Origin of the sequence: Actinomadura macrotermitis, assembly GCF_009604375.1 — a bacterium.
Lineage (GTDB): Bacteria > Actinomycetota > Actinomycetes > Streptosporangiales > Streptosporangiaceae > Spirillospora > Spirillospora macrotermitis.
Genome location: NZ_WEGH01000004.1, coordinates 551,983 through 574,451 on the forward strand (window position 1 = coordinate 551,983; position 22,469 = coordinate 574,451).

A 22,469-nucleotide genomic window follows, 5' to 3' on the forward strand; every position below is an offset into this window, starting at 1 on the left:
GACTCACGCTCCTTCTCGACTGTGCTCAATATCCCGATAGCCGCCGGTGGAACCGAAGCCATCGGCGCCACGGGCGGATCCCGGAAGCTCGGTGACCTCGTGGAAGACCGCCCGCTCCACCCGCTGCACGACCATCTGTGCGATGCGGTCGCCGCGGCTGAGCCGGACGGTGTCGCGCGGGTCGGTGTTCAGCAGGGTCACTTTGATCTCACCCCGGTAACCGGCGTCGACCGTACCGGGTGCGTTGACAATCGTCACCCCAAACTTAGCGCCCAAACCGGACCTGGGGTGAATGAACGCCGCGTAGCCGTCCGGGAGGGCGATCGCGATGCCCGTCGGCACCAGCGCCCGCTCCCCCGGCGGCAGCTCCACGTCGACGGCGGCGACCAGGTCCGCGCCCGCGTCGCCCGCGTGCGCGTACTCCGGTACCGGCAGTCCCGGATCGAGCCGTTTGATCAGTACGTCGACCTTGTCGCCCACGCCTCCACCTTCAGGGATTGACCTCGCGGTCGGGGGTCATGCCGCCGACTCCGTCGCCGTGCTCGGTGAAGTGCGCGACCGGCACCTCGATGAACAGCGCGGCGCCCCGCACCGCCACCGGGCCGTCCGGCGCGTCCAGCCGGGCCTCGGCCTCCAGGTAGGCCTTGCGGCCGACGACCCCGGTACAGCGCGTCGTGATGTGCAGGGTCGTGCCCACCGGCACCGGCCGCAGGTAGTCGGTCTCCAGCCGGCCGGTGACATAGGGCTTGCGGAGCAGCCAGACGACCATACCGAGCGCCTCGTCCATGGCCGTCGCCAAAACGCCGCCGTGCGCGAGTCCGGGGGCGCCCTGGTGCACGTCGCCGACGGTGAACTCGGCGGTGACGCTCAGCCCGTCGTGGCTGACGGCCTCCAGGTGCAGGCCGGTCGGGTGGTCGGGGCCGCAGCCGAAGCACTTGGCGTAGTGCGGGCCGAGCTTCTCACCGATCAGCGCGTCGGGGTGGGGCCGCGGTTCCGGGGTGCCGGGAGGCGGGACGGTCAGGGCGGAACGATTCACTCGTCGAGATTACCGTCTGTCCACTTGTGGCAGGTTTGGCCCTGCGGTGAAGCCGGCGACGTAGCGTTGATCCAGTCACAGAACGTGCGCCAGGGCCGGAGGGCACAGATGAGGCGACAGGTCGTGCACCGCTCCCTCGACGGCACGCGGGTACGGCTGGCCGGCTCGCACGACCTCGGGCGGCCCGTGACCTCGGTGACGCGGATCGCCGTCGGCGGCAGGCTGCACGAGATGTCCAGCGGCACCCGCGAGGGGGCCCTCGGCTGGGCCGAGGACATCGGCGTGCAGCGCTTCGAGCAGGAGTTCCGGGTGCAGGGCGGGCGGCTGCGCGTCGGCCGCACCGCCACCCGCGACCCCGACACCGGCGTGTCGGACCCGGTGCTGGCCGCCGTCTGGGAGGGCCGCCGTCACGCGGTGTTCACCCACCTTTACCACGGGCGTCCCGCCGACGCCGTGGCGTTCTTCGGCACCGTCCGGCTGACCGAGCACGACGACGGGATCACCGCCGCGCCGCAGGGCCGGGCGCTGCGCCCCGACCCCGCCGAACTGGTCAAGGAGGTCCCCGGGCTCGGCCTGCTGGAGATCACCGCGCTGACCGCGCAGACCCGGCGGCGGCTGCCGGGCTGGCGCGGCGCGTCGGTCGCGGGCGGTGAGCTGTTCCGCGACGAGGTCGAGGGGCAGGGCCCCTACTTCCTGCTGGCGCTGAGGTCGCTGCTGGTGACCGTCCTGCCCGAGGAGCACCGGGTGCGCGAGACGCCCGCACGGCTGGCGGGCCTCACCGTCGAGGCGGTCGCCGGATGAGGGAGCTGCTGGCGGGCGTCGCCGCGGTGGCGGTCCCGCTGGTGTTCCTGGCGTCGCTGTACGGGCAGGTGCGGCGGCCGGGCGCGCTGCCCGCGGCGCTGCGCGCTCAGCGGGTGCTGCCTGCGGGGCTCACAGTCCCGGGCGCTGCGCTGGCGATCGCGGCGGAGGCGGCGGCGGGCGCCTCGGTCCTCGCCGGGCTGGTCTCCGGCGCGGGGGCGGTGCTGCGCCTCGGGATGGGGCTGGGGGCCGTCCTGCTGGCCGGATACGCCCTGTACGCGGCATACGTGTCGCGTGTCCGCAGCGGGGTGCCGTGCGGGTGCGCCGGGGACGGGACGCCGATGACCGGGTGGGTCGCGGCCCGCGCCGCCGCGCTGGCGGCACTGGCCCTCGCGGGCGCCCTGGCCGGACCGGCCCCGATGCGGGCGGTCGCGGTCGTCGCCGGTCTGGCGTTCGCGGTGCTGCTGTGGACACTGCCGCAGGCCATGAGCTACGAGAGGACCACGGCGGGATGAGTTTCCAGACCAGTGCGCTGCTGCTGTCATGGGTGGCGATCCTGCTGCTCGCCCTGGTGGTGGCGGGCCTCGTCCGGCAGGTGCACGCGCTGGCGCAGGGCGCACCCCGGCAGGCCGAGCTCGGCCCGCCGCCCGGTTCGGCGGCCCCGGCGTTCGACCGGCTCGGCCCCGGGCTGCTGCTGTTCCTGGACCGCGACTGCGGGGTGTGCGGCGAGGTGCTGGACGCGGCGGGCGACCTGGGCCGCCCGCTGCGGGCGATCTTCTCGGGCCCGGCGCCCACCGGTCTGCCGCCCGGCGTCACGGTGCTGGCGGGCGAGGGCGAGGGCCTGTTCACCGAGTACAAGGTGCCCGCCACGCCGTTCGCGGTGGTGGTGGACGAGGGCGGGCGGATCAGGGCGTCCGAGCCGGTCGGCTCCACGGACGCGCTGCGCGGGCTGCTGGAGCTGGAGGGAGCGCGATGATCGAACTGGAGGACGTCCCGCCGCTGCGCGGGCCCCGGCCGCACACCGCCGAGCGGGTCCGGCGCCGCGCGCCCGCCCGCGAGGCGCGGGTCCGGCCGGTGCGGCGCAGCGTGCTGACCGGGCTGCTCGGCGCCGGGGCGACGGTCGGGCTGAACGCGCTCGGGGTCTTCCCGCCGGCGCGCAAGGCCGTCCAGTCGGGGTTCAGCCTGGCCGGATACTACGACATCTACCCGCGCTGCCCGTCCTACGCGGCCAACCACAACTGCTCCCCCGGCTGCGGGCCGAGCCTGGTGTGCTCGGTGTGCTGCCGGACGAGCGGCAAGTACAAGGGCTTCCACAAGTCGGGCGTCTCGGACCCGGGCCGCTACAAGCTGCGCCCGAACCAGTGCTACGGCGGCGGCTACGACGGGTGGATCTGGGCGTACACGCGCCCCTGCGGGGGCTGCGCGCGCGGGGTCACCTGGCGCTGCCACGACGGGTGGAAGAAGTCCAGCCGGGGCAGCTGGTACAAGACCATCTGCCGTAAGTCGATGGCATGCCGGCACTGACCGCCGGGCGGCTGCGGCGGGGGCTCACCGAGCCGCTGCTGCCGGTCGCCGCCCTGTCGCTGCTGGCGGTCGCGGCGGCGGCGCTCTCCGCGACGGTCCTCTGCTGGGCGTCGGTGGGGGCGCTCGCCGGGTTCGCGCTCTCGGGCAGTGTCTGAACGCGTAACAGCGAATCCGTGCTGTTCTCGCCAGGTTGGCGGGCCCCGATACGGCAGGGCGAGGTCCTGGCCGTCTTCACCCTCGGGCTGCTGCTCGGGGGCATCCTCAGCGCGACGGTGATCTGGCTGCTGTCCGGGCTCGCCGAACCGCTGCCGTCTTCTGCGCGCGCGCTCGCGATCGTCGCGGTCGCCGCGCTGGGGGCTGCGCGCGAGTTCGGGCTGCTGTCCATCCCGTTGCCGCAGAACGCTCGTCAGATTCCGCAAGAGGTTCTGCAGACGCGCCTGCGCCGGGGTTCCCTGCAGTTCGGCTTCGAACTGGGGACGGGCGTCCGGACGTACGTGTCGGCGAGCACTCCCTACGTCCTGGCGCTCGGCCTGCTGCTGAGCCACCAGGGGCCGTTCGCGACGGCCGCGGCGGGTTCGGCCTTCGGCGCGGGCCGGGCGCTCAGCGCCGCGCTGACGTGGTGGTCGCGCGACCCGGACCGGGACGCCCGGATCGCCGTCCGGATGCCCTGGATCAAACGCCTCACCGCCCTTGCGGTCTTCCTCGCCCTGGCCCTCTGGGCGATATGATCGGGTTCACCCGAGGGAGGGGCCGGACATGCCGCTGATCTTCGCCACGCTGATCGGCCTGCTGTCCGGCGACCACGTCGTGCTGACGCTCGCCGCGCTGACCGTCGCGGGCCTGCTGGTGCTGGCGGCGGCGCACGCGGTGGCGCGGCGCGAACCGCCGGCGGTCCTCGCCCGGCTGCGCACGACACTGCGCGAACGCACCCTGCGCACGGCGTTCCTGCCGCAGCGCGACCCCGACGCGGCGGGCCGTCCGCGCCCCAGGGCACCCGGAGTGAAGATCAGCGCCGTCTGATCCCTCTCTCTCCGGAAGGACCTTCCACGTGTTCGACATGCCCGTCTCCCTTGCCCACGACCTCGTCTCCGGCCTCGCCGGACTACTGCAGCCGGTGGCCGGCGGCCTGGCCGCCACCGTCGCGATCGTCCTGTTCACCATGCTGGTGCGGCTGCTGCTGACGCCGCTCGCGGTGCCGCAGATCCGCGGGCAGCGCCGTATGGCCGAGCTCCTGCCGCAGCTTCAGGAGCTGCAGAAGAAGCACGCCAAGGACCCGGCGCGGCTCCAGCGCGAAACGGCCGCGCTCTACCGGGCCCAGGGGTCCTCGCTCCTGCGGGGCTTCCTGCCCGGGCTCCTGCAGATGCCGTTCTTCATGGTCATGTACCGGCTGTTCGCGTCCGCGACCGTCGCCGGGCACCAGAACCTGCTGCTGGCGCACACCCTGCTGGCGACGCCGCTCGGGCAGAACTGGCTCGGCGTGGGCCTGCTCTCGCCGCCGTCCCTGGTGTTCCTCGGCCTGTTCGCGCTTCTGGCGGCCGTCGCGTGGTGGACGTCGCGGCGGGCGACCGGGCTACTGCGGCTGCTGCCGTACGGGACGATCGTGATGGCGATGTTCATGCCGCTCGCCGCCGGGGTGTACCTGCTGACGAGCGGAGCGTGGACGGCCGCCGAGCGGACCGTTCTGCAGCGCCGATTCGCTTGACCTTGAGCCCGGGGCTCGCTTCGATGGAACCGAATTGCGTTCTGGATGCGGGCCCCGGGGACGGTGCAGCGTGACGACGATGACCCGAATCGACCTGTCCGACCTGGATTTCTGGGCGCTGCCCCGGTGGCAGCGCGAGGCGGCCTTCGCCGAACTGCGCGAACGCGACCATCCGCGGTTCTTCCCCGAACTCAAGCTGCCGTTCATCAAGAACGGCGCGGGCTACTGGGCGCTCGTCCGGCACGCCGACGTCGTCGGGGCGAGCCGCAACCCCGAGGTCTTCTCCAGCGAGCCGTGCTCCAACAGCATCGCCGACCTGCCGCCCTACCTGGCCCGCTACTTCGGCTCGATGATCAACATGGACGACCCGCGGCACGCCAAGATCCGCCGCATCGTGTCCCGCGCGTTCACCCCGCGCGTCCTGGCCAAGCTGGAGGAGGACCTGCAGAGGTCGGCGACCCGCATCGTCGACGACCTGCTGCGCGACGGGCCCGGCGACTTCGTCACCCAGGTCGCGGCCCGGCTGCCGCTCCAGGTCATCTGCGACATGATGGGCATCCCCGAGCACGTCCGGCCGACGGTCTACGAGCGCACCAACGTCATCCTCGGGCTCGGCGACCCCGAGTACACCGGCGGCCGGGAGTTCGCCAAGTCCGGCGTCACCCGCACCGGCATCCTGTACGGCCTCACCGCCGGCCTGGCCGCCGGGTACGAGCTGAACCACCTGGCGATGAAGCTGGCCCGCCGCCGGCGCCGCGAGCCGGGCGACGACCTGGTGTCGGCCCTGGTCACCGCCAACATCGACGGCGAGTCCCTCACCGACCAGGAGATCGGCTCGTTCTTCATCCTGCTGGTCGTCGCCGGGAACGAGACGACCCGCAACGCCATGTCGCACGGCCTGAAGCTCCTCACCGACAACCCGGACCAGCGCGAGCTGCTGCTGTCGGACTTCGACGCCCGCATCCCCGGCGCGATCGAGGAGATCCTCCGGATGTCCACCCCGGTCATCCAGTTCCGGCGCACCCTGACCCGCGACCACGAGATGAACGGCCACCACTACAGGGCGGGCGACAAGGTCCTGCTGTTCTACAACTCGGCCAACCGCGACGCCGAGGTGTTCGCCGACCCCGACACCTTCGACATCACCCGCTCCCCCAACCCCCACGTCGGCTTCGGCGGCCCGGGCCCGCACTTCTGCATGGGCGCCAACCTGGCCCGCCGCGAGATGACGGTGATGTTCCGCGAGCTGTTCACCCGCGTCCCCGAGATCCGCGCCACCGGCCGCCCCGACCGCCTCTATTCGAACTTCATCAACGGCATCAAGCACCTCCAGTGCACCTGGCCCCGCTGAAAGGGATCCGTGGAAGAACCCACCGACAGCCCCACCGGCTGGGTCGCGTCCCACATCCGCAACTACGTCGAAACCGACGGCCAAAAGGGCCACCTGTACCAGGGCATGCCCACCCTGCTCCTGACGACCCGCGGCCGCAGAACGGGCACCCTCCGCCGCACCGCCCTGATCTACGGCGAGGCCGAGGGCCGTCATCTGCTGGTCGCCTCCAACGGCGGCTCCGACCAGGACCCGGCCTGGTACCTCAACCTGACCGCGGACCCGGAGGTCAACGTGCAGGTGGGCGCGGAGAAGTTCCCCGCCCACGCCCGCACGGCGTCACCGGACGAGAAGCAAAAGCTGTGGCCGGTAATGACGGCCGTTTTCCCGACCTACGACACCTACCAGACCAAATCCACCCGAGACCTCCCCCTGATCATCCTGGAGCCCCACCCTTAATTCCGATCCGCCCGACATAACCCCCACATCTCCACAACCACGTCGCGATACTTGCCTCACGCTTCCTTGACGCACGGCTCAAAGCATCGAAGGCTCGATGCCAGCGCAACTCGGTGAAAGTTTTCGGGCGGAGGGCGGTCGTGCACCTCACCTTCATCCGCAAGGACACCGAGCCGGTCGTACGGCTCCCCGCCGCGATGGCGGAGATCATCATGGAGGCGGCGCGTGGCAACTACGAGCGCAGGAAGCGACACTTCACGCCTGGAGCCCACCCCCGCCCGGCTGAGGACGTACGGACGCGCCGAGAGCAAGCCGACGTTCGCTGAACTCCTGGCGGACTGCACCACGTCGGCGGTGCATCTGGAGATGCACGATCAGCACATCACCGACGACCCTCGCTTTCTGGCCTGGAAGGAGGGGCGGCCACAGCCTCAGACGAGCGATGGCCGCGCCTTCCGGGACGCGGTCAGCGCCGCCGTGGCGCGCGGGGTGCAGGTGCGACGAGCCCGCATCGTGTCCGAGCCCGCCAGTGAATACATCAAGTGGGAGCACAGCCTCACGGCCGAACACAACATCGCGGCCGGCGAATGGGTGCGCTGGCTGCCACGCCCGCTGGCCTCGTCCCTGCTCCTGCCGGGCAACCCCTTCTGGGTGTTCGACGGCCGCATGGTCCGCTTCTCGATCTTCGACGGTGACGGCAGGGTCGTAGGGCACCAGTTCAGCGACGCTCCGGCCCTTGCCGCCTCCTGCGCATCGGCGTTCGAAGCGGTGTGGGCACTCGCCGTCGACCATGAGAACTACAAGGCCTGAGGCCTGTGTCCGATGAGGCTGAACTCGCCAGGCAGGCGTTCGGGGAACGCCTGCGGAACCTGCGCAAGGACGCCCGGCTCAAGGGCCGCGAGCTCGCGGAGTTGACCGGCCTGCACCCCACCAAGGTGTCCCGGCTGGAGCACGGCCGGCAGAACCCCTCCGAGAACGACATCCGCGTCTGGTGCATCGCCTGCCGAGCAGAGACCCAGATCCCCGAACTCATCGCCACCTACCGCGACATCGCTCTCATGTGGGAGCACAACCGCACAAAACTGCGCGGTGGCATGAAGCGTGTCCAGGCCCAGGGAACTCCGCTCTACGAGTCGACGAAGCTGCTCCGGGCGTATGAGTCGATATGCCCGCCCGGCATCCTGCAGACCCCCGGCTACGTCCGGGCGGTCATGCAGGCCACCGCGGACCTGTACGAGCTCCCCGACGACATCGAAGAGGCGACGGCCGCCCGCCTGGAACGCCAGCGGCTCCTCTATTCGGGAAGGCACCGCTACTCGTTCGTGCTCGAATACGGCGCGCTGAACATCATCATGGGCGGCGTGGACACCATGATCGAGCAGCTGGACTTCCTGGAGTCGGCCGCCCGGCTGCCGAGCGTGGCGCTGGGGATCATCCCCGCCAACGCGGTCCGTCGCCTCTGGGGCGGTGAGGGCTTCTACATCTTCGACGACGCGATGGTCCGCACCGAGACCTTCATCGGCCGCATCAGGACCGTCGAGCCACAGGAGGTGGCCTTCATGGCGCGCGTCTTCCGCACCCTGCAGTCACAAGCGGTGTACGGAGAGCAGGCCAGGAAGCTGATCGCCGTCCGCCGAGCCGAGCTCGTGCAACTCCGTGAAAGTTCCTAGCTGCGGCGCTCGCTTCGTTCCTACCGTCCTGGCCATGGATGCGATGAAGCACGAGACCACGGCCCCGGTGTCCGATGAGGAGTTCCAGCGCGGCAGGCTCGCGGCGCTCGGGCGGGCCGTCGAAGAACTCACCCCGCTGCGGGCCGTGGTGCAGCAGCCCGCCGACCAAGGGCTGATCCTCTACGTCACCCGCGCCTACAACAGCGACATCCGCGAGACCGTCTCGTGCCGCCGGCACCGGGACGGCTGGTGGTTCTTCTACGAATGGGGCGACCCGATCTGCCTCGCCGACGACACCATGCGGGCGGCCCGCCACGTCGCCAGCATCATGGGCATCCGCATCTGATCCGTCCATCCGGCAGAAGGTCCGGGCTCGCGGTTGTGAAGTACGAGGTCGGCTTTGACCAGACGCCTGATGCGGTGCGAACAGCAGCGCAGTCCGTTCAGTCATAGAAGCGACCGACGCTCTTTACGGCGGCCGCTCGACTTAGCGCGACCGAAAAGCATGTCGCCCCTTCGACGCTGCCTCCACCAGAGACCTTAACTACCACCGGCCCGCTGCCAAAAGCATTCACGGCCCACAGGACCTCGGCGCGCATCGCGCTCCAGCGGCGATGTGCGGTTCACATCGAGCGTCCGGCACTTACGGGCCGCACACAGCGCCGATCAGCGCAGGACGTCGAGGAGTTCTTGCACGGTATGACTTCCGTCATGCAGTTGCGTGAGCACCAGGACCGAATGGGCGCCGGCGGCGATCGCCGGGGGAAGGTCTTCCGGGGACCGGCTTCCCCCGCCACAGATCACCGGGACCGTGGCGGTCTCCAGGACGGCCTTCAGGAGGGGGAGGTTGAAGCCTCCTCCGCGCTGTTCGTGGTCCATGTCATTGATGATCAAAGAACCGACGCCGAGGGCGGAGAGCTCGCCGGCCCGGGCGGCGGGGTGTACGCCGGTGGAGCGCCTGCCGCCGTCGACGCGGACGTCCCAGGCGCCCGCCGGGTCGGTGACGACGTTGACGACGCCGACCAGATGCTCGCCCCCGAGCGCGCCGGCCGCCGACCGTACGAGGTCGGGAGCGTCGTGGGCGACGGTGTTGACGGTCACGGCGAAGGCCCCGGCGGCGAGGACGGAACGGGCGTGCCCGACAGAGGGAAGGGCTCCGTTGTCGACGCTGACGACCAGGGACAGGCCGGTGCCGGCGAGCCGTCGAACGAGCGGCAGGATGCGCTCCGAACGCGACCAGTCATCCCAGATGTCCACGAACATGACCTCGGCGCCGGCGCTGCGGTAGTGGCGCGCCATACGGACCGGATCGGTGTCGCCCCGCAGCGCGGGGACGCCGGCCGGTTCGGTCATGCGCCCCTGGTCGTCGACGACCACGCAGCACATGAGCGACTTCTCCGGAATTCCTTGAGCGAGCCTTTTCTCGACTGTCACCGGCCGACCGCCCTCCCCTGCAGGCATCCGTGAAATTACCCGTCGAAGCGCCCTCTAAAACGGCCTGCTTGATCATATTCGTCTTTCACCTTTCATCTCTGCGAGCACTTCCAGATCACCCTCACCGCCATCACCAGCCTCCCACCGCATGAGCCTTTACCGAAAATGATCAGAAAGGGAATGGGCCTACGCGAAGCTCACCCGCCGGCAAGTGAGCGCCCCGGAGCGGGCGGGTACATTGATCGCATTGTCCGGCGGCCATCGGAAAGGCCATTCGAGTGATCATGAGGAGTCGATGAACGACAACGACCCCTGGGAGCGTTTCTCCGCCATCGAGCAGGCGCTGTCGGACCTCGCCGACGGCAGACCGATCCTCGTGCTCGATGCCGAGACCAGGGAGAACGAGGGGGACCTGGTGGCGTCCGCGGCCCTCGTCACGGACGAGATCCTCGACTTCATGGTCCGCTACACCTCCGGATACCTGTGCGCCCCGATGCCGGACGAGGTGTGCCGGCGCCTCGACCTGCCGGAGATGGTCGAGGACAACGAGGACCCCAAGGGAACCGCCTACCGGGTCAGCGCCGACGCCCGGGAAGGGGTGACGACCGGGATATCGGGCGCGGACCGGGCCCGCACGCTGCGCCTGCTCGCCGATCCGTCCTCCGGGCCGGCGGACTTCATCCGGCCTGGGCACGTGCTGCCGTTGCGCGCGAAGAACGGCGGTGTGCTGGAGCGGGCGGGACACACCGAAGCGACGGTCGACCTGCTGCGCCTGGCGGGGCTGGAGCCGGTGGGGGTCATCGGCGAAGTGGTCTCCCAGCGGAGCACCGGTGACATGGCGCGGCTGGAGGAGCTGCGGGATTTCGCCGGGCGGCACGGGCTGACCCTGGTCACCATCGCGGATCTGATCGCCTACCGGAGATCGGGCCGGCCCGCACAGCCGAGGATCTGAGGTGAGTCATGGACGGCGGAACGATGGTGGTGACCGGCGCGAGCCGCGGGCTGGGCCGCAGTGTGGCGGTGCACTTCGCGCAGGCCGGGTGGCGCGTGCTGGCAGGAGTGCGGGACATCGGTGCGGCGCCCGAGCACGCCGGGGTGCGTCCGGTGGAGCTGGACGTCTCGCGCCCTGAGCATGTCGCACGCCTGGCCGCCCTGGTCGGGAGCGGACCGCTGGACGTGCTGGTGAACGTCGCCGGGGTGTTCGACGGCCCGGGCGCGGGCCTGGAGGACGCCCGGCGTGAAACGATGCTCGAGGAGTTCACCGTCAACGCCCTCGGGCCGCTGGAAATGGTGCGGGCGCTGCTGCCCGCGCTGCGCCGCGGAAGCGGGCGCACGATCGTGAACGTCAGCGGCCTGATGGGCAGCATGGGGCTGAACGAGGACGGCGGGAACTACGCCTACCGGGCCTCCAAGGCGGCGCTCAACGCGATCAGCCGGTCGCTGGCCCTGGACCTCGCCGCTGACGGCATCGGGGTGATCTGCCTGCATCCGGGCTGGCTCGACACCGATATGGGGCGCAGTTGGTCGGACCCGCATCCCGGGCGGCACGAGAAGGTGCCCGCGGCCGAGGTGGCGGCGGACATCGAACGCCTCCTCGACGATCCCGCCACCGACCGGGAGGGCCGTTTCATCGACCACCGGGGCGCGGTACTGCCGTGGTGAGCGCGGCAGGGGCCGATGTCGTGGTGGCGGGGGCGGGGATGAGCGGTCTGGCGGCCGCGGTCGCCCTGCAGGATGCGGGGGTCGATGTCCTGCTGGTGGAGGCGTCCGGTCGGATCGGCGGTCGCGTCCGCAGTCATGCCTTTCCCGCGCCGCACCGTCATGCCGTCGGCGAGCTGGGCGCCATGCGCGTGCTCGAAGAGCACACAGCCGTACAGCGGTTGCTGCGACGGGCAGGGCTGGCGGGGCGAAGGACGCCGTTCGCGCCCATGTTCGCCGATCCTCGCAGCCTGCTGGCCACAGACCGCGGCGTCGGCGCGGCGGCGGACGTCCTGACGGCGCCGCGTGGTCCCCACGCCGGCGCGCGAACACTGGAGATCCTCCTGGACGCGGTGGCCCCACGCACGGTGGCGGCGCTCGCCCGCCCCTCGGACGCCCTTCCTGCGCTTCCGGCTTTCCGCGAAGCGCAGGACCTCCCCTCCCGGCTGGTCGAGTTCCTGCAGGTGTGCGCCGCCGCCCTGCGGGACTCGCACCGGGACCTGGCCGTGGCACTGCGGGAGCTGGCGGCCGAGTTCAAGCCCGCTTTCACGGTGGAGGGGGGATTGTCCAGGCTGCCCGAAGCGCTGGCCGGGATGCTCGACCGGCCGCCGCTGACGGGGTACCGGCTCGCTCGGCTGACAGAGCGGCCGAAAGCCGTGACCGCCGTATGCGCGGGGACCGGCGGCCGGCTGCACGTCCGGGCGTCCGCCGTTGTGCTCGCCCTGCCACCCTGGCTGCTGCCGCGACTCGTGCTCGACGGTCCCGTGCGCGCCCTGGCCGTTCATGCCGCGTCCTGGCCGCCGCCGGCCTCCGCCCGGAAGGTGCTGCTCCATCTGCGGCGGCCCGTCTGGCAGGACGAAGGCATCACCAGCGGTGGATCAGCAGGCGGCCCCCTGCTGCGGCAAGTGTTCTACTCCCACCCCTCCTACCCGCGGGATGGATGCGAGTGCGCGGTGCTGACCGCATACGCCACGGCCGAGGACACCGCGCCGCTCGACCTCGTCCCCGCGGCGAGGAGGCCTGGCGCGGTCGTCGCCGAGCTGGCCCGTCTGCACCCGGGGGTCGACGGACCGGGCGCCGTCCTGGGCACCGCGGAAGCCGACTGGAGCCGAATGCCCTTCGCCCGGGGCGCCTTCGACGGCGACTGGCAGCCCACCAGCCGCACCGATGCGCGTACGGAGCTGGCCTCCGCGCGGTGCGCGGCGACGTCAGGGGCCCCACGCTCGGGATGGATCGAGGGTGTGATCGCTTCGGGCGAGCAGGCGGCCTGCACCGTCCTGGACGCCCTCCGCTCCCCGCGCGCCGCCTCCAGGCGATCCCGTCCGCTGTGAAGGAAGTGATCGCCTTGCGATACCGGCGGCTCGGCACGACCGGGGAGTTTCTGCCCATAGTGGGCCAGGGGACGTGGAAGCTGGAGCAGGCCGACTACGAGCAGGCCCGCCGCTCGATCCTCAGCGGGATCGATGCCGGCATGACGCACCTTGACACGGCCGAGGACTACGGCAAGGGGCGGGCGGAGGAGCTTCTGGGCCGTATCCTGCTCGCGCGCCGTGACGATGTGTTCCTCACCTCCAAGGTCCACCCTGATCACGCCACCCGCGCCGCAGACGTCCGGGCCGCCTGTCATGCCAGTTGCCGCCGGCTGGGCACGGACCGCCTCGACCTGTACCTTCTGCACTGGCCCGGCGACGCGTCCCTGGAGGAATGCGTCACCGCCTTCCGATCGCTCCAGCAGGAAGGCGCCATACGTCACTGGGGGGTCAGCAACTTCTCTCTCCAGGACCTGGATCATCTCGCCCGGCTTTCGCCCCGGGGAGAAGCGGCCTGCAACCAGATCTTCTACCACCTGGCCGAACGGCGCATCGAACACCGGGTCCTCCCCCGAGGCGACCGGATGGGCCTGTCCACCATCGCCTACAGCCCTCTCGGCTCTGGCGTCTTCCCCCCTCCGGGGCACCCGGGCAATCCCGTTCTGGAACGCATCGCCCGGTGCCACGGTGCGAGCACCGCGCAGGTCGCCCTGGCCTGGCTGGCCCGTCATGACTCCATCATGCTGCTGGCCCGCTCCTACAGACCCGAGCACACCCTGGCCAACGCGGCCTCGGCCGACCTGCGCCTGACACCCGCCGACGTCGGAAGCCTGGACGCCGCCTACCCGGCGGCTCCGTACGACGGGCTCCTTCCAACCCGCTGAGGAGCGCATCCGCATGAAGATAGGCATTCTCGGCACCGGGGAGGTCGGGCGCGCCCTGGCCCCGGCCTTCGAGGCCAGAGGCCACGCCGTGGCGATCGGCACGCGCGACCCAGACCTCCCCCGCAGCGCCAAACCCCGGCTGCGGGCCGTCCTGGACGCGCATCCCGCCCTGCTGCTGGTCACCTTCGCCGAAGCCGCCGCCGAGGCCGACGTCGTCGTCAACGCTCTTCCCGGCCCTCTCTGCGTCGACCTCCTCGGCTCCCTCGCCGACGACATCGGCGGCAGCGTCCTGATGGACGTTTCCAGCCCCTTCGACGGGAAGGCCGACGGCGCCGTCCTCTCCCCGGTCAACACCGACAGCCTCGGCGAGCAGATCCAGCGCGCCCTCCCGCGGGCCCGCGTGGTGAAGACCCTCAACACGATGGCCGCGGCCCTGATGCCCGATCCCGCCCTCGCCGGCAGCGCCGACCAGACCGTCTTCATCAGCGGCGACCACGGCGATGCGAAGCAGGTCGTCGGCCTCCTCCTGCATGATCTCGGTTGGCGCGACATCATCGATCTCGGCCCCATCGCCAGCGCCCGGGCCCCGGAGATGCTGCTCCGCATGTGGATCGACTTGTACAAGGCCCTCGGCACCGACCGTTTCGGCTTCAAGATCGTCCGCACCGCCTCCTGAGCGCTCTCCTTGAGGCGGCGCACGACCCGGCTCGGGAACGCCCCGGCCTCAGGGTCGGGAGCGCAGGCCGTCGGTGACCACAGTGAGGAGGCGGCGGCGGTCCTCGGGGGTTCCGCCTAGCCAGTCGTCGCCCGCGTACATGCCGATGAGCAGCGCCTTCACGTGCTGGGCCGTCACGTCGGGGCGGACGGCGCCGGACTGCTGCGCGCGGGCGAGCAGGGCGCCGAGGGCCGCCAGCAGCTCGCGGCCGGGGCCGTCGGCGATGGCCTGGAGGTCGGCGCCCGCCTTGGCCAGCGCCCCGGTGAGGGCGCGGTTGTCCGCGCCGCGCTCGACCAGCAGGGCGAAGTAGCCGAAGAACTCAGGCCCGGGGTCGGGGCGGTCCAGCCGGGTGCGGGCGTCCTCGATCAGCTCCGTCATGTTGCCGACGACGGCCTCCAGCAGCGACTCCTTGGTCGGGAAGTGCCGGTGGACGGTGCCGGCGCCGACCCCGGCGCGGCGCGCGATCTCGTCCAGGGGCACCGCGTCCCCCTCGGCCTCGAACGCCGCGCGGGCCGCCGCGAGGATCCGCTCGCGGTTGCGGCGGGCGTCGGCGCGCAGCGGCCGGGCGGGCGTGGGATCCATGGACTTCTCTCGTCAGCGGGGCGTACATTCCGTAGGGTACTAAACGGGGCGCACGCCCCGCTTAAGCGTGAGGAGGGTCCGATGGAGCGATTCGAGGCGGCCGTGCGGTGGGGCCGCGTGGGGGCCGGCCTGGCGGCCCCGGGCACGCCGGCCGAGGTGTGGCGGCGGGAGCTGGCCCGGCTGGAGAAGACCCGGTACGGCTCGGCCTGGATCAACGAGGGGATCGGCCGGAGCGAGGTGTTCTCCCAGCTCGGGCTGATGCTGGCGGCCACGCGGCGGCTGGTCGTCGGCACCGGGATCGCCAACATCTGGGCCCGGCAGGCCCCGACGATGCAGGCGGGCGCGGAGACGCTGGCCGGCGCCCACCCGGGCCGGCTGGCGCTCGGCCTCGGCGTCAGCGCCCGCGCGGCGGTGGAGGCGGCCGGTCTCACCTATGGCAGGCCGCTGGCCGAGATGACCCGCTACCTGGACCGCATGGACGCCGCCGAGGTCACCCCGGGCGTCCCCTTCCCGCGCCTGCTGGCCGCCCTCGGCCCCAAGATGCTGGAACTGGCCCGGGAGCGGGCGGACGGCGCCTATCCCCACACGCTGCCGGTGGAGAACACCGCGCTGGCCCGCGCGGCGCTCGGCCCCGGCAAGCTGCTGGTCGTCGGCGTCGGCATGTTCCTCGACGACGACATCGAGCGGGCCCGGGCGGCGGCCCGGCGGTCCGCACTTTTCACGATGCCCGGTTCGCCGTACGTGACCCATCTGCGCCGTCTCGGCTACGCCGGCGACCTGGAGCCCGAGCCGTCCGACCGGGTCGTGGACGCCATCTTCGCCTGCGGCGGCGGGGACGCCATCGCCGCACGCGTCCGCGAGCACCTGGACGCCGGCGCCGACCACGTCGTCCTGCAGCCCATGGACGCGGACCTGACGACCCTGGTGGACCACTTGGAGGCGGTCTCCGAGCACCTGCCGGCCTGACCGGTGGTCACCGTGCCCGCTCGCCGAGCTCCACCGGCAGGGCGCTGACACTGTTGCCCAGCACCGAGACCAACGGCGGCAACCGGTCCGGCGGCACGGCCAGCGACAGGTGCGGGTAGGTCTCGAACAGTTCCCGCAAGGCCACCTCCGACTCCAGCCTGGCGAGGGAGGCCCCCAGGCAGAAGTGCCGGCCGTGCCCGAAGGACAGGTGGTTCTCGGCCGGGGCGGCCAGGTCGAACCGTCCGGCCCGCGGACCGTAGTGCTCCGGGTCGCGGCCCGCCGACGCGTAGCAGGCCAGGACGGCCTCCCCCTTGCGCACCACGACCCCCTCGATCTCCAGGTCGCGCGTGGCGTAGCGCATCGGCAGGTAGGCCGTGGGCGCGTCCCAGCGCAGGCACTCCTCCACGACCTGGCTCCAGGAGCTCTCCCCGCTGCGCACCAGTGCCAGCTGGCCGGGGTGGGCGAGCAGCGCGCGGACGGCGTTGGTGAGGAGGTTGACGATGGTCACGTGCCCGGCGATCAGCAGCAGCTCGACGGTGTCGAGCAGGTCCTCGGCGGTGAGCTCGGCGTCACCGCGCCGCTGCGCGGCGATCAGGTCGGTGATCAGGTCCTCGCCCGGCGTCCCGCGCCGCTGCCGCAGCACCTCGCCCAGCAGCTCGTGCAGCCGGGCCCGGGCGGCGGTCACCGCGCCGGGCGTGCCGCCGGCCCGGGCCGCCACCTCCAGGTTCTGGTGGACGTCCGCGCGCATCGGCACGGGGACGCCCAGCAGCTCCAGGATGACGTCCCGGGGCAGCGGGTAGGCGTACCGGGCCCGCAGGTCGACCGGGCCCGGCGCCAGCTCGTCGACCAGGCCGGCGGCGATCTCGGTGACGCGGGTGCGCAGGGCCTCCACCCGGCGCGGGGTGAACGCCCGCGCCAGCGGGGCCCGCAGGCGCCGGTGCCGGTCGCCCTCGGCGTTGAGGAAGGAGGTGTCCGCCGCCATCCGGGCGATCGTGGACTGCGGGCACGCCGCGGCCCGGTCCGCCGGGTCCCAGTGACGCGCGTCCCGGGACAGGTCCGGGTGGGTCAGCGCGGCCTCCAGGGCGTCGTACCGGACGGCCGCCCAGGCCGGGACCCCCTCGACCACGACGGGTGCCAGCGGCCCGGCCCGCCGCAGCCGCTCGTTGTCCGCGTGGACGTCGGGACTGGCCGGATCGATGGGATGGCGGTCAAGCGCAAAGTTCGTCACACATAGTTACGATACCAGCACTTACCGTGCATACCGCAGCGAGCGGGGGTCGCCGTCCTGGTAGCCGGCGCGCAGCGCGGCCTTGTCGGGCTTGCCCGCGGGAGTGCGGGGAATCCGGTCGACGAACCACAGGCGCTGCGGCTCGCAGCGCCGGCCGAGCGTCCGGCGGACGAGCAGGCGCAGGTCCCGGGGATCGACGTGGTGCCCGTCCCGCCGCACCACGACGCCCGCGAGGAGCGGTCCGCCGGCGTGCGGCACGGTGAACACCGCCGCCTCCACCACCGCCGGGTGGCCGGCCAGCGCGTGCTCGATGGGGTGGGAGTAGATCCCGCCGGGCAGCCGGTCCTCGAGGCGGTCGACCAGGAAGAGGTAGCCCTGGTCGTCCAGGCGGCCGAGGTCGCCGGTGCGCACCCAGCCGTCGCGCAGGGCGGCGGCGGTGCGTCCGGGGTCGCCGCAGTAGCCGAGCATCCGCTGCGGCGTCCGCGCCCAGACCTCGCCGACCTCGCCGGCCGGCAGGTCGGCGAGGTCCGGGCCGCGGACGCGCAGTTCGACCCCGGGCACGGCGCGGCCCGCGCTGGACAGCAGCTCGGGCCGCTCGTGGTCGGCCTGGGTGAGCACGGTGAGGAAGCCGCCCTCGCTGGTGCCGTAGGTCTGCATCAGCACCGGCCCCAGCCGGTCCAGCGCCCGCATCGTCCGGGCCGGGACGCCGGCCGCGCCTCCGTACACCGCCACGCGCAGGCTTTCGAGCGGGTCGCCGGTCGCCCGAGGATGCTCGGTGAGGGCGTAAAGGCCGACGGGGCGGCCGGCGAGCAGGTGCGTCACCCGCTCGCGGCGCACGGCGGCGGCCAGTTCCTCCGGCCGGCCGTCGTGCTGCAGGTGGACGGTGCCGCCGCCGGCCAGCGTCCACCACGCGTACATGTCCTGCAGCACGCGGGGCCCCGGCACGACCAGGAAGCGCCACGGTCCCGGCCCGTACAGCGCCCGCGCCGCCTCCAGCTGGGCCTTCTGGGCGCGGTGGCTGTAGGCGACGGCCTTGCGTTCGCCCGTGGTGCCGCTGCTGAACGTCACCAGGTTCACCGTGCCGGGATCGGGCGGGTCGTGGATCTCCAGCCGCCCGCCGCCGGACGCGAACAGGCCGCCCGGCCCCTGGTCGAGGCGGCAGGCGATCGGTACCGGGTATTCGGCGAGCAGCGCATCGGCCTCCGCCTCCCGGGAGGGCTCGTACAGCAGGACCGAGGCGTTCAGCGCGCGCATCGCGCGTGTCATGGCCTCGGCCGGAAGCTCGGGGCAGCCGTGGATGTAGGCGCCGCCCAGGCTGAGCGCCACCAGGCGGGCGACGGCCGATTCGGGCTGCCCGCCGTACAGGCAGGCGATCGTGGCGCCGGGCCCGACGCCGCGGGCGGCCAGTGCCTGTGCGCCGCCCGCGACCAGCTCCAGGACGGCGCGCCCGGACAGGCGCCGCCGCCCGCACACCAGCACCTCGCGTGCCCCCGCCGAGCTCAGCCCGGCGAAGACGGAGCGTCCGTACCCGCCGTCGGCTTGCGCGCTGTCCGGCATCGGCTCACCCGACCCGCTGCGGGGAGGCCGCGAACCCGGCCATCTCGACGCCGGGGTCCTCACCGAGGACGAGGTCGCGCACGATCTGCCCGGCGGCGGGAGCGAGGCACAGGCCGCGCCCGGAGAACCCCGCCGCGTACACGAACCCGGGCGCGGTGCCGATGAAGGCGGTGCGGTCGGGGCTCACGTCGCGGACGCCGGTGAAGGCGGTGCTCAGCCCGGCCCCGGCCAGATCCGGATAGGTGACCGCCAGCTGCTCGCCCACCCGCGCGCGCCAGCCGGCCCGGTCGGGTCCCGGATAGCCCATCCCGACCAGCAGGCCCTCGCCGCGACGGCGCACCAGCAGTCCGCTGGCGGCGTGCAGGGTGATCGGTATCTCCGGGGCGCCGGGCAGCGGCCCGGCGGCGAGCAGTTCCTGCGTGACCGGTTCGCCGAGGGGCAGCTCCACCCCCGCCATCCTGGCGAGCGGCGCCGACCAGGCGCCGGCGGCGCACACGATGGTCCCGGCCGTGATGGTCCGGCCGTCCTCGATCTCGACGCGGCCGGCGCCGGCGTCCACGGCGGTCACCGGGCAGCCGGAGCAGAGCAGCGCGCCCGCCCGCCGGGCCTCCCGGACGAAGCCGGCGACGATCGCGGCGGTGTCGGACACGTAGGCCTGCGGCGACCACGCCGCGCCCAGCAGCGGCAGGTCCGCGGCGATCAGCGGGTTGCGCTCCCGGGCCTCGGCGGCGCCGATCAGCTCGACCGCCACGCCGGCGGCGCGCTGGGCGGGCTCTTCCTCGCGCCAGCGTGCGATCTGCTCCGGATCGGTGAACAGCACCAGATAGCCGACCTCGCGCAGCGGCAGGTCGTCCCACCGCCGGTAGGCGGCCAGGCTGCGCACCGCCATGGCCGACCCGACGGGGTCGCCCGCGAAGTAGGCGCGCAGCACGTCCGCGGTGGCCCTGGAGGCACCCGAGCCCGGCACGTCGCGTTCCAGCAGGACGGTGTCCACTCCCGCGTCGGCCAGCCGGCCGGCGATCGACAGCCCGATCACCCCGCCGCCGACGACGACGGCCTCGGCCCGCGCCGGCACGTCCCCCATCACGTGGCCGGCGCCGCCTGGCGCAGGTGGTCGCCCACCTCCCACGGGAACAGGTGCAGGTTCCAGCCGCCCAGGCAGTTGACGTACATCGCCATGTGGGCCATGAGCGCCACGAAGTCCTCGGTGCGGTCGATCCGGTCGAGGCCCTCGTGCAGCCGGCGGGTGAAGGCCCACAGGGTGTCCAGCCCGCAGTAGCCGAGGAACTCGGCGGGCGTGGCCGTCATGCCGCGGGCCACCTGGCGCAGCGGCTCCAGCGGCGTCCCCTCCAGCGCCGCCCGGACCAGGCCGCCGTAACAGCTGTAGCCGAGCGGGCGGGTCTCGCCGTTGACGAACAGCAGCGTGGTGAGCAGGGTGCCGAAGCTGCCCGCCCGCGAGGCGACGCGGCCCCGGTGCAGATCCACCAGCTCGGCGGGCGGCTCCAGCCAGATGCGGCCGGTCTCGCGGTGCAGGTCACCGATGAGCGCGTCCGCCCAGGCGTCCTGGGCGCTCAGGCGGGGCAGCCGGTGGCCGCCGGCCTCGCCCGCGCGCCGCACCTCGGCCACGATCGGCTTCTTGGTGGAGTACACCGACGCCCACACCTCGCGCCCCGCCTGGACGAGGGTGTCGAGCTCGTCGGCGGGGATCCGGCCGATCGGCGTGGCCGCCATCGGCTCGGTCAGCTCGCCGTACTTGATGCCCAGATGCTGCAGCCTGGAGCAGAAGACGGTGCCGTCGGGCACCGTGCGCCGGTCCACGCGGTCCTCGCCGTGCAGGTGCACCAGCTCGTGGACCGGCGCCACGTGGTAGAGGTGGTGGCCCGCCACCAGGGCGTGGCCCTGGAGGCTGCGGTAGGGCAGGGCGTCCCACAGGGCCTCGGCCAGCGCGCGGTTGCGCCCGTCCAGCCCGGCGGTCACCGAAAGGCCCAGACTCGGCCATTCGATCTCGATACGCTTCTCTATAGTCACAATTAGCGACTATATCCATACACAGCGTTACATCGGAAGCCAGGGGATGAACCGGGATCGTCCGGTCGGAGCGGTGGCGCTTCATCCTCGCCCGGCGCGCCCGGCCGGTCACGCCGGCACGTGTGCCGCGGTCACCTCGCTGATCTCCTGCCAGCCGAGGTGCCGGTACAGGGCGCGCCCTTCGGCGGTCGCGACCAGGACGCCGGTGTCCGCGCCCTGCGCCGTCGCCGCGGCCGAAAGCGCCGACATCACCGCACCGCCGAGCCCTCTGCGCCGGTGGGCGGGTGCGGTCTCGATCTGGTCGAAGACCGCGTAGGCATCCGCGAGACCCGCCCTTCCGGTCGCCGCAGGCTCTCCGTCAGCGGTCCGCACCGCGACCGTCACGATCCCGTCCGCCGTGCTCACGTGCAGCGCGTAACCCTCGGGGACGGTTCGCGGTGCGTCCTGGCGCAGCGGGACGGCCATCAGGTACTCGGTGGACTCCTGCACCGACCAGCCGTCCGGGAGGAGCGGGGCCGCCCGCGCGGGCTCGGCGCAGATCTTCACCCAGGTCCCGGGGACATGCCGCAGGCCGGTCAGGCGCCGCACGACCCGCGCGTCCAGGCCCGGGACGACATAGCGGACGAGATGGCCCGGCAGTCCCACGTCCACCCGGTACGCGCCGTCCAGAAGAACAGGGGGCGCCGTTCTCCGGCTGACGGCCCAGCCCCGGACCCAGGCCAGGACGAGATCTTCGATCATGAACGTCACCTTATTGCAAGTTACTTGCAATAGCCCCGCCCGGACGCGAGGTCAGCGGCCGGCTCCCGGGGTGTGGCCGAAGGTGCGGCGGAAGGCGTCGATGAACGCGCTCGCCGACGCCCAGCCGCAGCGGTGCGCGACGGCGGTGACCGGGACGCCCTCGGCGAGCAGGATCAGCGCGTGGTGCAGCCGGAGCTGGGTGCGCCACTGCGGGAACGTCATGTGCAGCTCGGCGCGGAACAACCGGGACAGGGTGCGCTCGCTCGCCCCCGTCCGGGCGCCGAGCTCGGGCAGCGTGCGGCCGTCGGCGGGGTCGGCGTGCAGCAGCGCGCACACCGCGGCCAGCCGGGGGTCGCGCGGGGTGGGCAGGTGCACCGGCTGCCGGGGCGAGTACCGGAGCCGGTCGAGCAGGACGGCCAGCAGCCGCGCGCGTTCGGCCGGGTCGCCGCCGGGGTCGCGGGTGTACTCGATGATCAGCTCGCGGAGCAGGGGGCCGACCTCCAGGACGGCGGGCCCGGCCAGGCCGAGCGGGTTCGCGGTGACCGGGAGCCCCACCAGGTGCAGGTCGGTGCGGCCGTGGACGCGGTGCTCGTGGACGGCCCCGGCCGGCACCCAGATCGCCCGGTTCGCCGGGGCGATCCAGCGCCCCTGGCCGGTGGCGACCGACACCACGCCGCGCGCGGCGTAGACGATCTGGTGGTCGTCGTGGCGGTGGGCGTCGATGCCCGCCCCGGCGGCGAGACGGCGCAGCACGGTGGGCGCGACCGGGATGTGGCGGGAAACCGGCATTGTTCGGCAGATTACCGG

Annotated in this window: 29 protein-coding genes; 19 read left to right on the forward strand and 10 right to left on the reverse strand. The window is 72.6% G+C overall.

Going from position 1 to position 22,469, the window contains the following annotated elements; translation table 11 throughout:
• Positions 1-3 precede the first annotated feature (3 nt).
• Both dut and ACRB68_RS31145 read right to left on the reverse strand, forming a co-directional pair.
• Positions 4-480: a dUTP diphosphatase gene (gene dut / locus ACRB68_RS31140; protein ID WP_328595002.1), complete on the reverse strand. Its 477-nt coding sequence runs from the start codon at positions 478-480 to the stop codon at positions 4-6.
• Positions 481-490: 10 nt separating this feature from the next.
• On the reverse strand, positions 491-1,036 hold the full coding sequence (locus tag ACRB68_RS31145) for a PaaI family thioesterase (RefSeq protein WP_328595003.1): 546 nt from the start codon (positions 1,034-1,036) through the stop codon (positions 491-493).
• Positions 1,037-1,144: 108 nt separating this feature from the next.
• Between ACRB68_RS31145 and ACRB68_RS31150 the strand changes: the two genes are divergently transcribed.
• From ACRB68_RS31150 to ACRB68_RS31205, 13 genes are all read left to right on the forward strand, one after another.
• Complete coding sequence (locus ACRB68_RS31150; protein ID WP_153538781.1) at positions 1,145-1,837, forward strand: hypothetical protein; 693 nt, start codon at positions 1,145-1,147, stop codon at positions 1,835-1,837.
• Positions 1,834-2,349, forward strand: a complete 516-nt coding sequence (locus ACRB68_RS31155) for a MauE/DoxX family redox-associated membrane protein (protein ID WP_153538783.1) — start codon at positions 1,834-1,836, stop codon at positions 2,347-2,349. The genes ACRB68_RS31150 and ACRB68_RS31155 overlap by 4 nt, the downstream gene beginning before the upstream one ends.
• Positions 2,346-2,810, forward strand: a complete 465-nt coding sequence (locus ACRB68_RS31160; RefSeq protein ID WP_153538784.1) for a hypothetical protein — start codon at positions 2,346-2,348, stop codon at positions 2,808-2,810. Before ACRB68_RS31155 ends, ACRB68_RS31160 begins: the two co-directional genes overlap by 4 nt.
• The gene (locus tag ACRB68_RS31165) at positions 2,807-3,358 is read left to right on the forward strand and encodes a hypothetical protein (protein ID WP_153538786.1); all 552 of its coding nucleotides are present in this window, start codon (positions 2,807-2,809) and stop codon (positions 3,356-3,358) included. The genes ACRB68_RS31160 and ACRB68_RS31165 overlap by 4 nt, the downstream gene beginning before the upstream one ends.
• The gene (locus ACRB68_RS40345; RefSeq protein ID WP_194293523.1) at positions 3,346-3,513 is read left to right on the forward strand and encodes a hypothetical protein; all 168 of its coding nucleotides are present in this window, start codon (positions 3,346-3,348) and stop codon (positions 3,511-3,513) included. The genes ACRB68_RS31165 and ACRB68_RS40345 overlap by 13 nt, the downstream gene beginning before the upstream one ends.
• An 18-nt stretch (positions 3,514-3,531) precedes the next feature.
• Positions 3,532-4,086, forward strand: coding sequence for a hypothetical protein (locus tag ACRB68_RS31170; protein ID WP_153538788.1), 555 nt, complete (start codon positions 3,532-3,534; stop codon positions 4,084-4,086).
• Between the two features lie 28 nt (positions 4,087-4,114).
• Positions 4,115-4,378 carry a DUF6412 domain-containing protein gene (locus ACRB68_RS31175; protein WP_153538790.1) on the forward strand — a complete coding sequence of 88 codons (264 nt, stop codon included), beginning with the start codon at positions 4,115-4,117 and terminating at the stop codon, positions 4,376-4,378.
• Between the two features lie 37 nt (positions 4,379-4,415).
• Positions 4,416-5,060: a YidC/Oxa1 family membrane protein insertase gene (locus ACRB68_RS31180; protein WP_153539395.1), complete on the forward strand. Its 645-nt coding sequence runs from the start codon at positions 4,416-4,418 to the stop codon at positions 5,058-5,060.
• 79 nt (positions 5,061-5,139) lie between these two features.
• Entirely contained in the window at positions 5,140-6,411 is a 1,272-nt protein-coding gene (locus ACRB68_RS31185) for a cytochrome P450 (protein ID WP_153538792.1), read from the forward strand.
• Between the two features lie 9 nt (positions 6,412-6,420).
• Positions 6,421-6,849 (forward strand): nitroreductase/quinone reductase family protein, encoded by a 429-nt coding sequence (locus ACRB68_RS31190; protein WP_328595004.1) that lies wholly within the window; start codon positions 6,421-6,423, stop codon positions 6,847-6,849.
• Positions 6,850-7,074: 225 nt separating this feature from the next.
• Positions 7,075-7,659: a DUF6879 family protein gene (locus ACRB68_RS31195; RefSeq protein WP_235960425.1), complete on the forward strand. Its 585-nt coding sequence runs from the start codon at positions 7,075-7,077 to the stop codon at positions 7,657-7,659.
• A 5-nt stretch (positions 7,660-7,664) separates the two neighbouring features.
• A complete protein-coding gene (locus tag ACRB68_RS31200) occupies positions 7,665-8,519 on the forward strand; it encodes a helix-turn-helix domain-containing protein (protein WP_194293524.1) in 855 nt (284 codons plus the stop codon).
• A gap of 34 nt (positions 8,520-8,553) precedes the next feature.
• A complete protein-coding gene (locus ACRB68_RS31205; protein ID WP_153538795.1) occupies positions 8,554-8,865 on the forward strand; it encodes a hypothetical protein in 312 nt (103 codons plus the stop codon).
• 320 nt (positions 8,866-9,185) lie between these two features.
• On the opposite strand, the gene ACRB68_RS31210 is transcribed toward ACRB68_RS31205, so the two are convergent.
• Positions 9,186-9,905, reverse strand: a complete 720-nt coding sequence (locus ACRB68_RS31210; RefSeq protein WP_194293525.1) for a HisA/HisF-related TIM barrel protein — start codon at positions 9,903-9,905, stop codon at positions 9,186-9,188.
• A 343-nt stretch (positions 9,906-10,248) separates the two neighbouring features.
• On the opposite strand from ACRB68_RS31210, the gene ribB reads away from it, so the two are divergent.
• Genes ribB through ACRB68_RS31235 form a run of 5 tightly spaced genes read left to right on the forward strand, consistent with a single transcriptional unit; the run spans position 10,249 to position 14,521 of the window.
• The gene (gene ribB / locus ACRB68_RS31215) at positions 10,249-10,905 is read left to right on the forward strand and encodes a 3,4-dihydroxy-2-butanone-4-phosphate synthase (protein ID WP_153538799.1); all 657 of its coding nucleotides are present in this window, start codon (positions 10,249-10,251) and stop codon (positions 10,903-10,905) included.
• A gap of 8 nt (positions 10,906-10,913) precedes the next feature.
• The gene (locus ACRB68_RS31220) at positions 10,914-11,615 is read left to right on the forward strand and encodes an SDR family oxidoreductase (RefSeq protein ID WP_153538801.1); all 702 of its coding nucleotides are present in this window, start codon (positions 10,914-10,916) and stop codon (positions 11,613-11,615) included.
• A 23-nt stretch (positions 11,616-11,638) separates the two neighbouring features.
• Positions 11,639-12,982 (forward strand): flavin monoamine oxidase family protein, encoded by a 1,344-nt coding sequence (locus ACRB68_RS31225; RefSeq protein WP_328595068.1) that lies wholly within the window; start codon positions 11,639-11,641, stop codon positions 12,980-12,982.
• Positions 12,979-13,845 carry an aldo/keto reductase gene (locus ACRB68_RS31230; RefSeq protein ID WP_194293526.1) on the forward strand — a complete coding sequence of 289 codons (867 nt, stop codon included), beginning with the start codon at positions 12,979-12,981 and terminating at the stop codon, positions 13,843-13,845. Before ACRB68_RS31225 ends, ACRB68_RS31230 begins: the two co-directional genes overlap by 4 nt.
• A 13-nt stretch (positions 13,846-13,858) precedes the next feature.
• On the forward strand, positions 13,859-14,521 hold the full coding sequence (locus ACRB68_RS31235) for an NADPH-dependent F420 reductase (RefSeq protein WP_153538806.1): 663 nt from the start codon (positions 13,859-13,861) through the stop codon (positions 14,519-14,521).
• A gap of 48 nt (positions 14,522-14,569) precedes the next feature.
• On the opposite strand, the gene ACRB68_RS31240 is transcribed toward ACRB68_RS31235, so the two are convergent.
• Positions 14,570-15,142 (reverse strand): TetR/AcrR family transcriptional regulator, encoded by a 573-nt coding sequence (locus ACRB68_RS31240; RefSeq protein ID WP_153538808.1) that lies wholly within the window; start codon positions 15,140-15,142, stop codon positions 14,570-14,572.
• A gap of 81 nt (positions 15,143-15,223) precedes the next feature.
• On the opposite strand from ACRB68_RS31240, the gene ACRB68_RS31245 reads away from it, so the two are divergent.
• A complete protein-coding gene (locus ACRB68_RS31245; protein WP_153538810.1) occupies positions 15,224-16,108 on the forward strand; it encodes a TIGR03620 family F420-dependent LLM class oxidoreductase in 885 nt (294 codons plus the stop codon).
• Positions 16,109-16,115: 7 nt separating this feature from the next.
• Here ACRB68_RS31245 and ACRB68_RS42655 read toward each other — a convergent pair whose 3' ends face one another.
• The 6 genes from ACRB68_RS42655 to ACRB68_RS31275 form a co-directional block, all read right to left on the reverse strand.
• Positions 16,116-17,336 (reverse strand): cytochrome P450 family protein, encoded by a 1,221-nt coding sequence (locus ACRB68_RS42655; protein WP_153538812.1) that lies wholly within the window; start codon positions 17,334-17,336, stop codon positions 16,116-16,118.
• A 21-nt stretch (positions 17,337-17,357) separates the two neighbouring features.
• The gene (locus ACRB68_RS31255; RefSeq protein ID WP_153538814.1) at positions 17,358-18,893 is read right to left on the reverse strand and encodes a class I adenylate-forming enzyme family protein; all 1,536 of its coding nucleotides are present in this window, start codon (positions 18,891-18,893) and stop codon (positions 17,358-17,360) included.
• A 4-nt stretch (positions 18,894-18,897) separates the two neighbouring features.
• On the reverse strand, positions 18,898-19,977 hold the full coding sequence (locus ACRB68_RS31260; RefSeq protein WP_153539397.1) for an NAD(P)/FAD-dependent oxidoreductase: 1,080 nt from the start codon (positions 19,975-19,977) through the stop codon (positions 18,898-18,900).
• Positions 19,977-20,921, reverse strand: coding sequence for a cucumopine synthase-related protein (locus ACRB68_RS31265; RefSeq protein WP_328595005.1), 945 nt, complete (start codon positions 20,919-20,921; stop codon positions 19,977-19,979). Before ACRB68_RS31265 ends, ACRB68_RS31260 begins: the two co-directional genes overlap by 1 nt.
• 108 nt (positions 20,922-21,029) lie before the next feature.
• Positions 21,030-21,662 carry a GNAT family N-acetyltransferase gene (locus ACRB68_RS31270; RefSeq protein ID WP_153538816.1) on the reverse strand — a complete coding sequence of 211 codons (633 nt, stop codon included), beginning with the start codon at positions 21,660-21,662 and terminating at the stop codon, positions 21,030-21,032.
• Positions 21,663-21,713: 51 nt separating this feature from the next.
• Positions 21,714-22,451 (reverse strand): AraC family transcriptional regulator, encoded by a 738-nt coding sequence (locus ACRB68_RS31275; protein WP_153538818.1) that lies wholly within the window; start codon positions 22,449-22,451, stop codon positions 21,714-21,716.
• Positions 22,452-22,469: the final 18 nt, after the last annotated feature.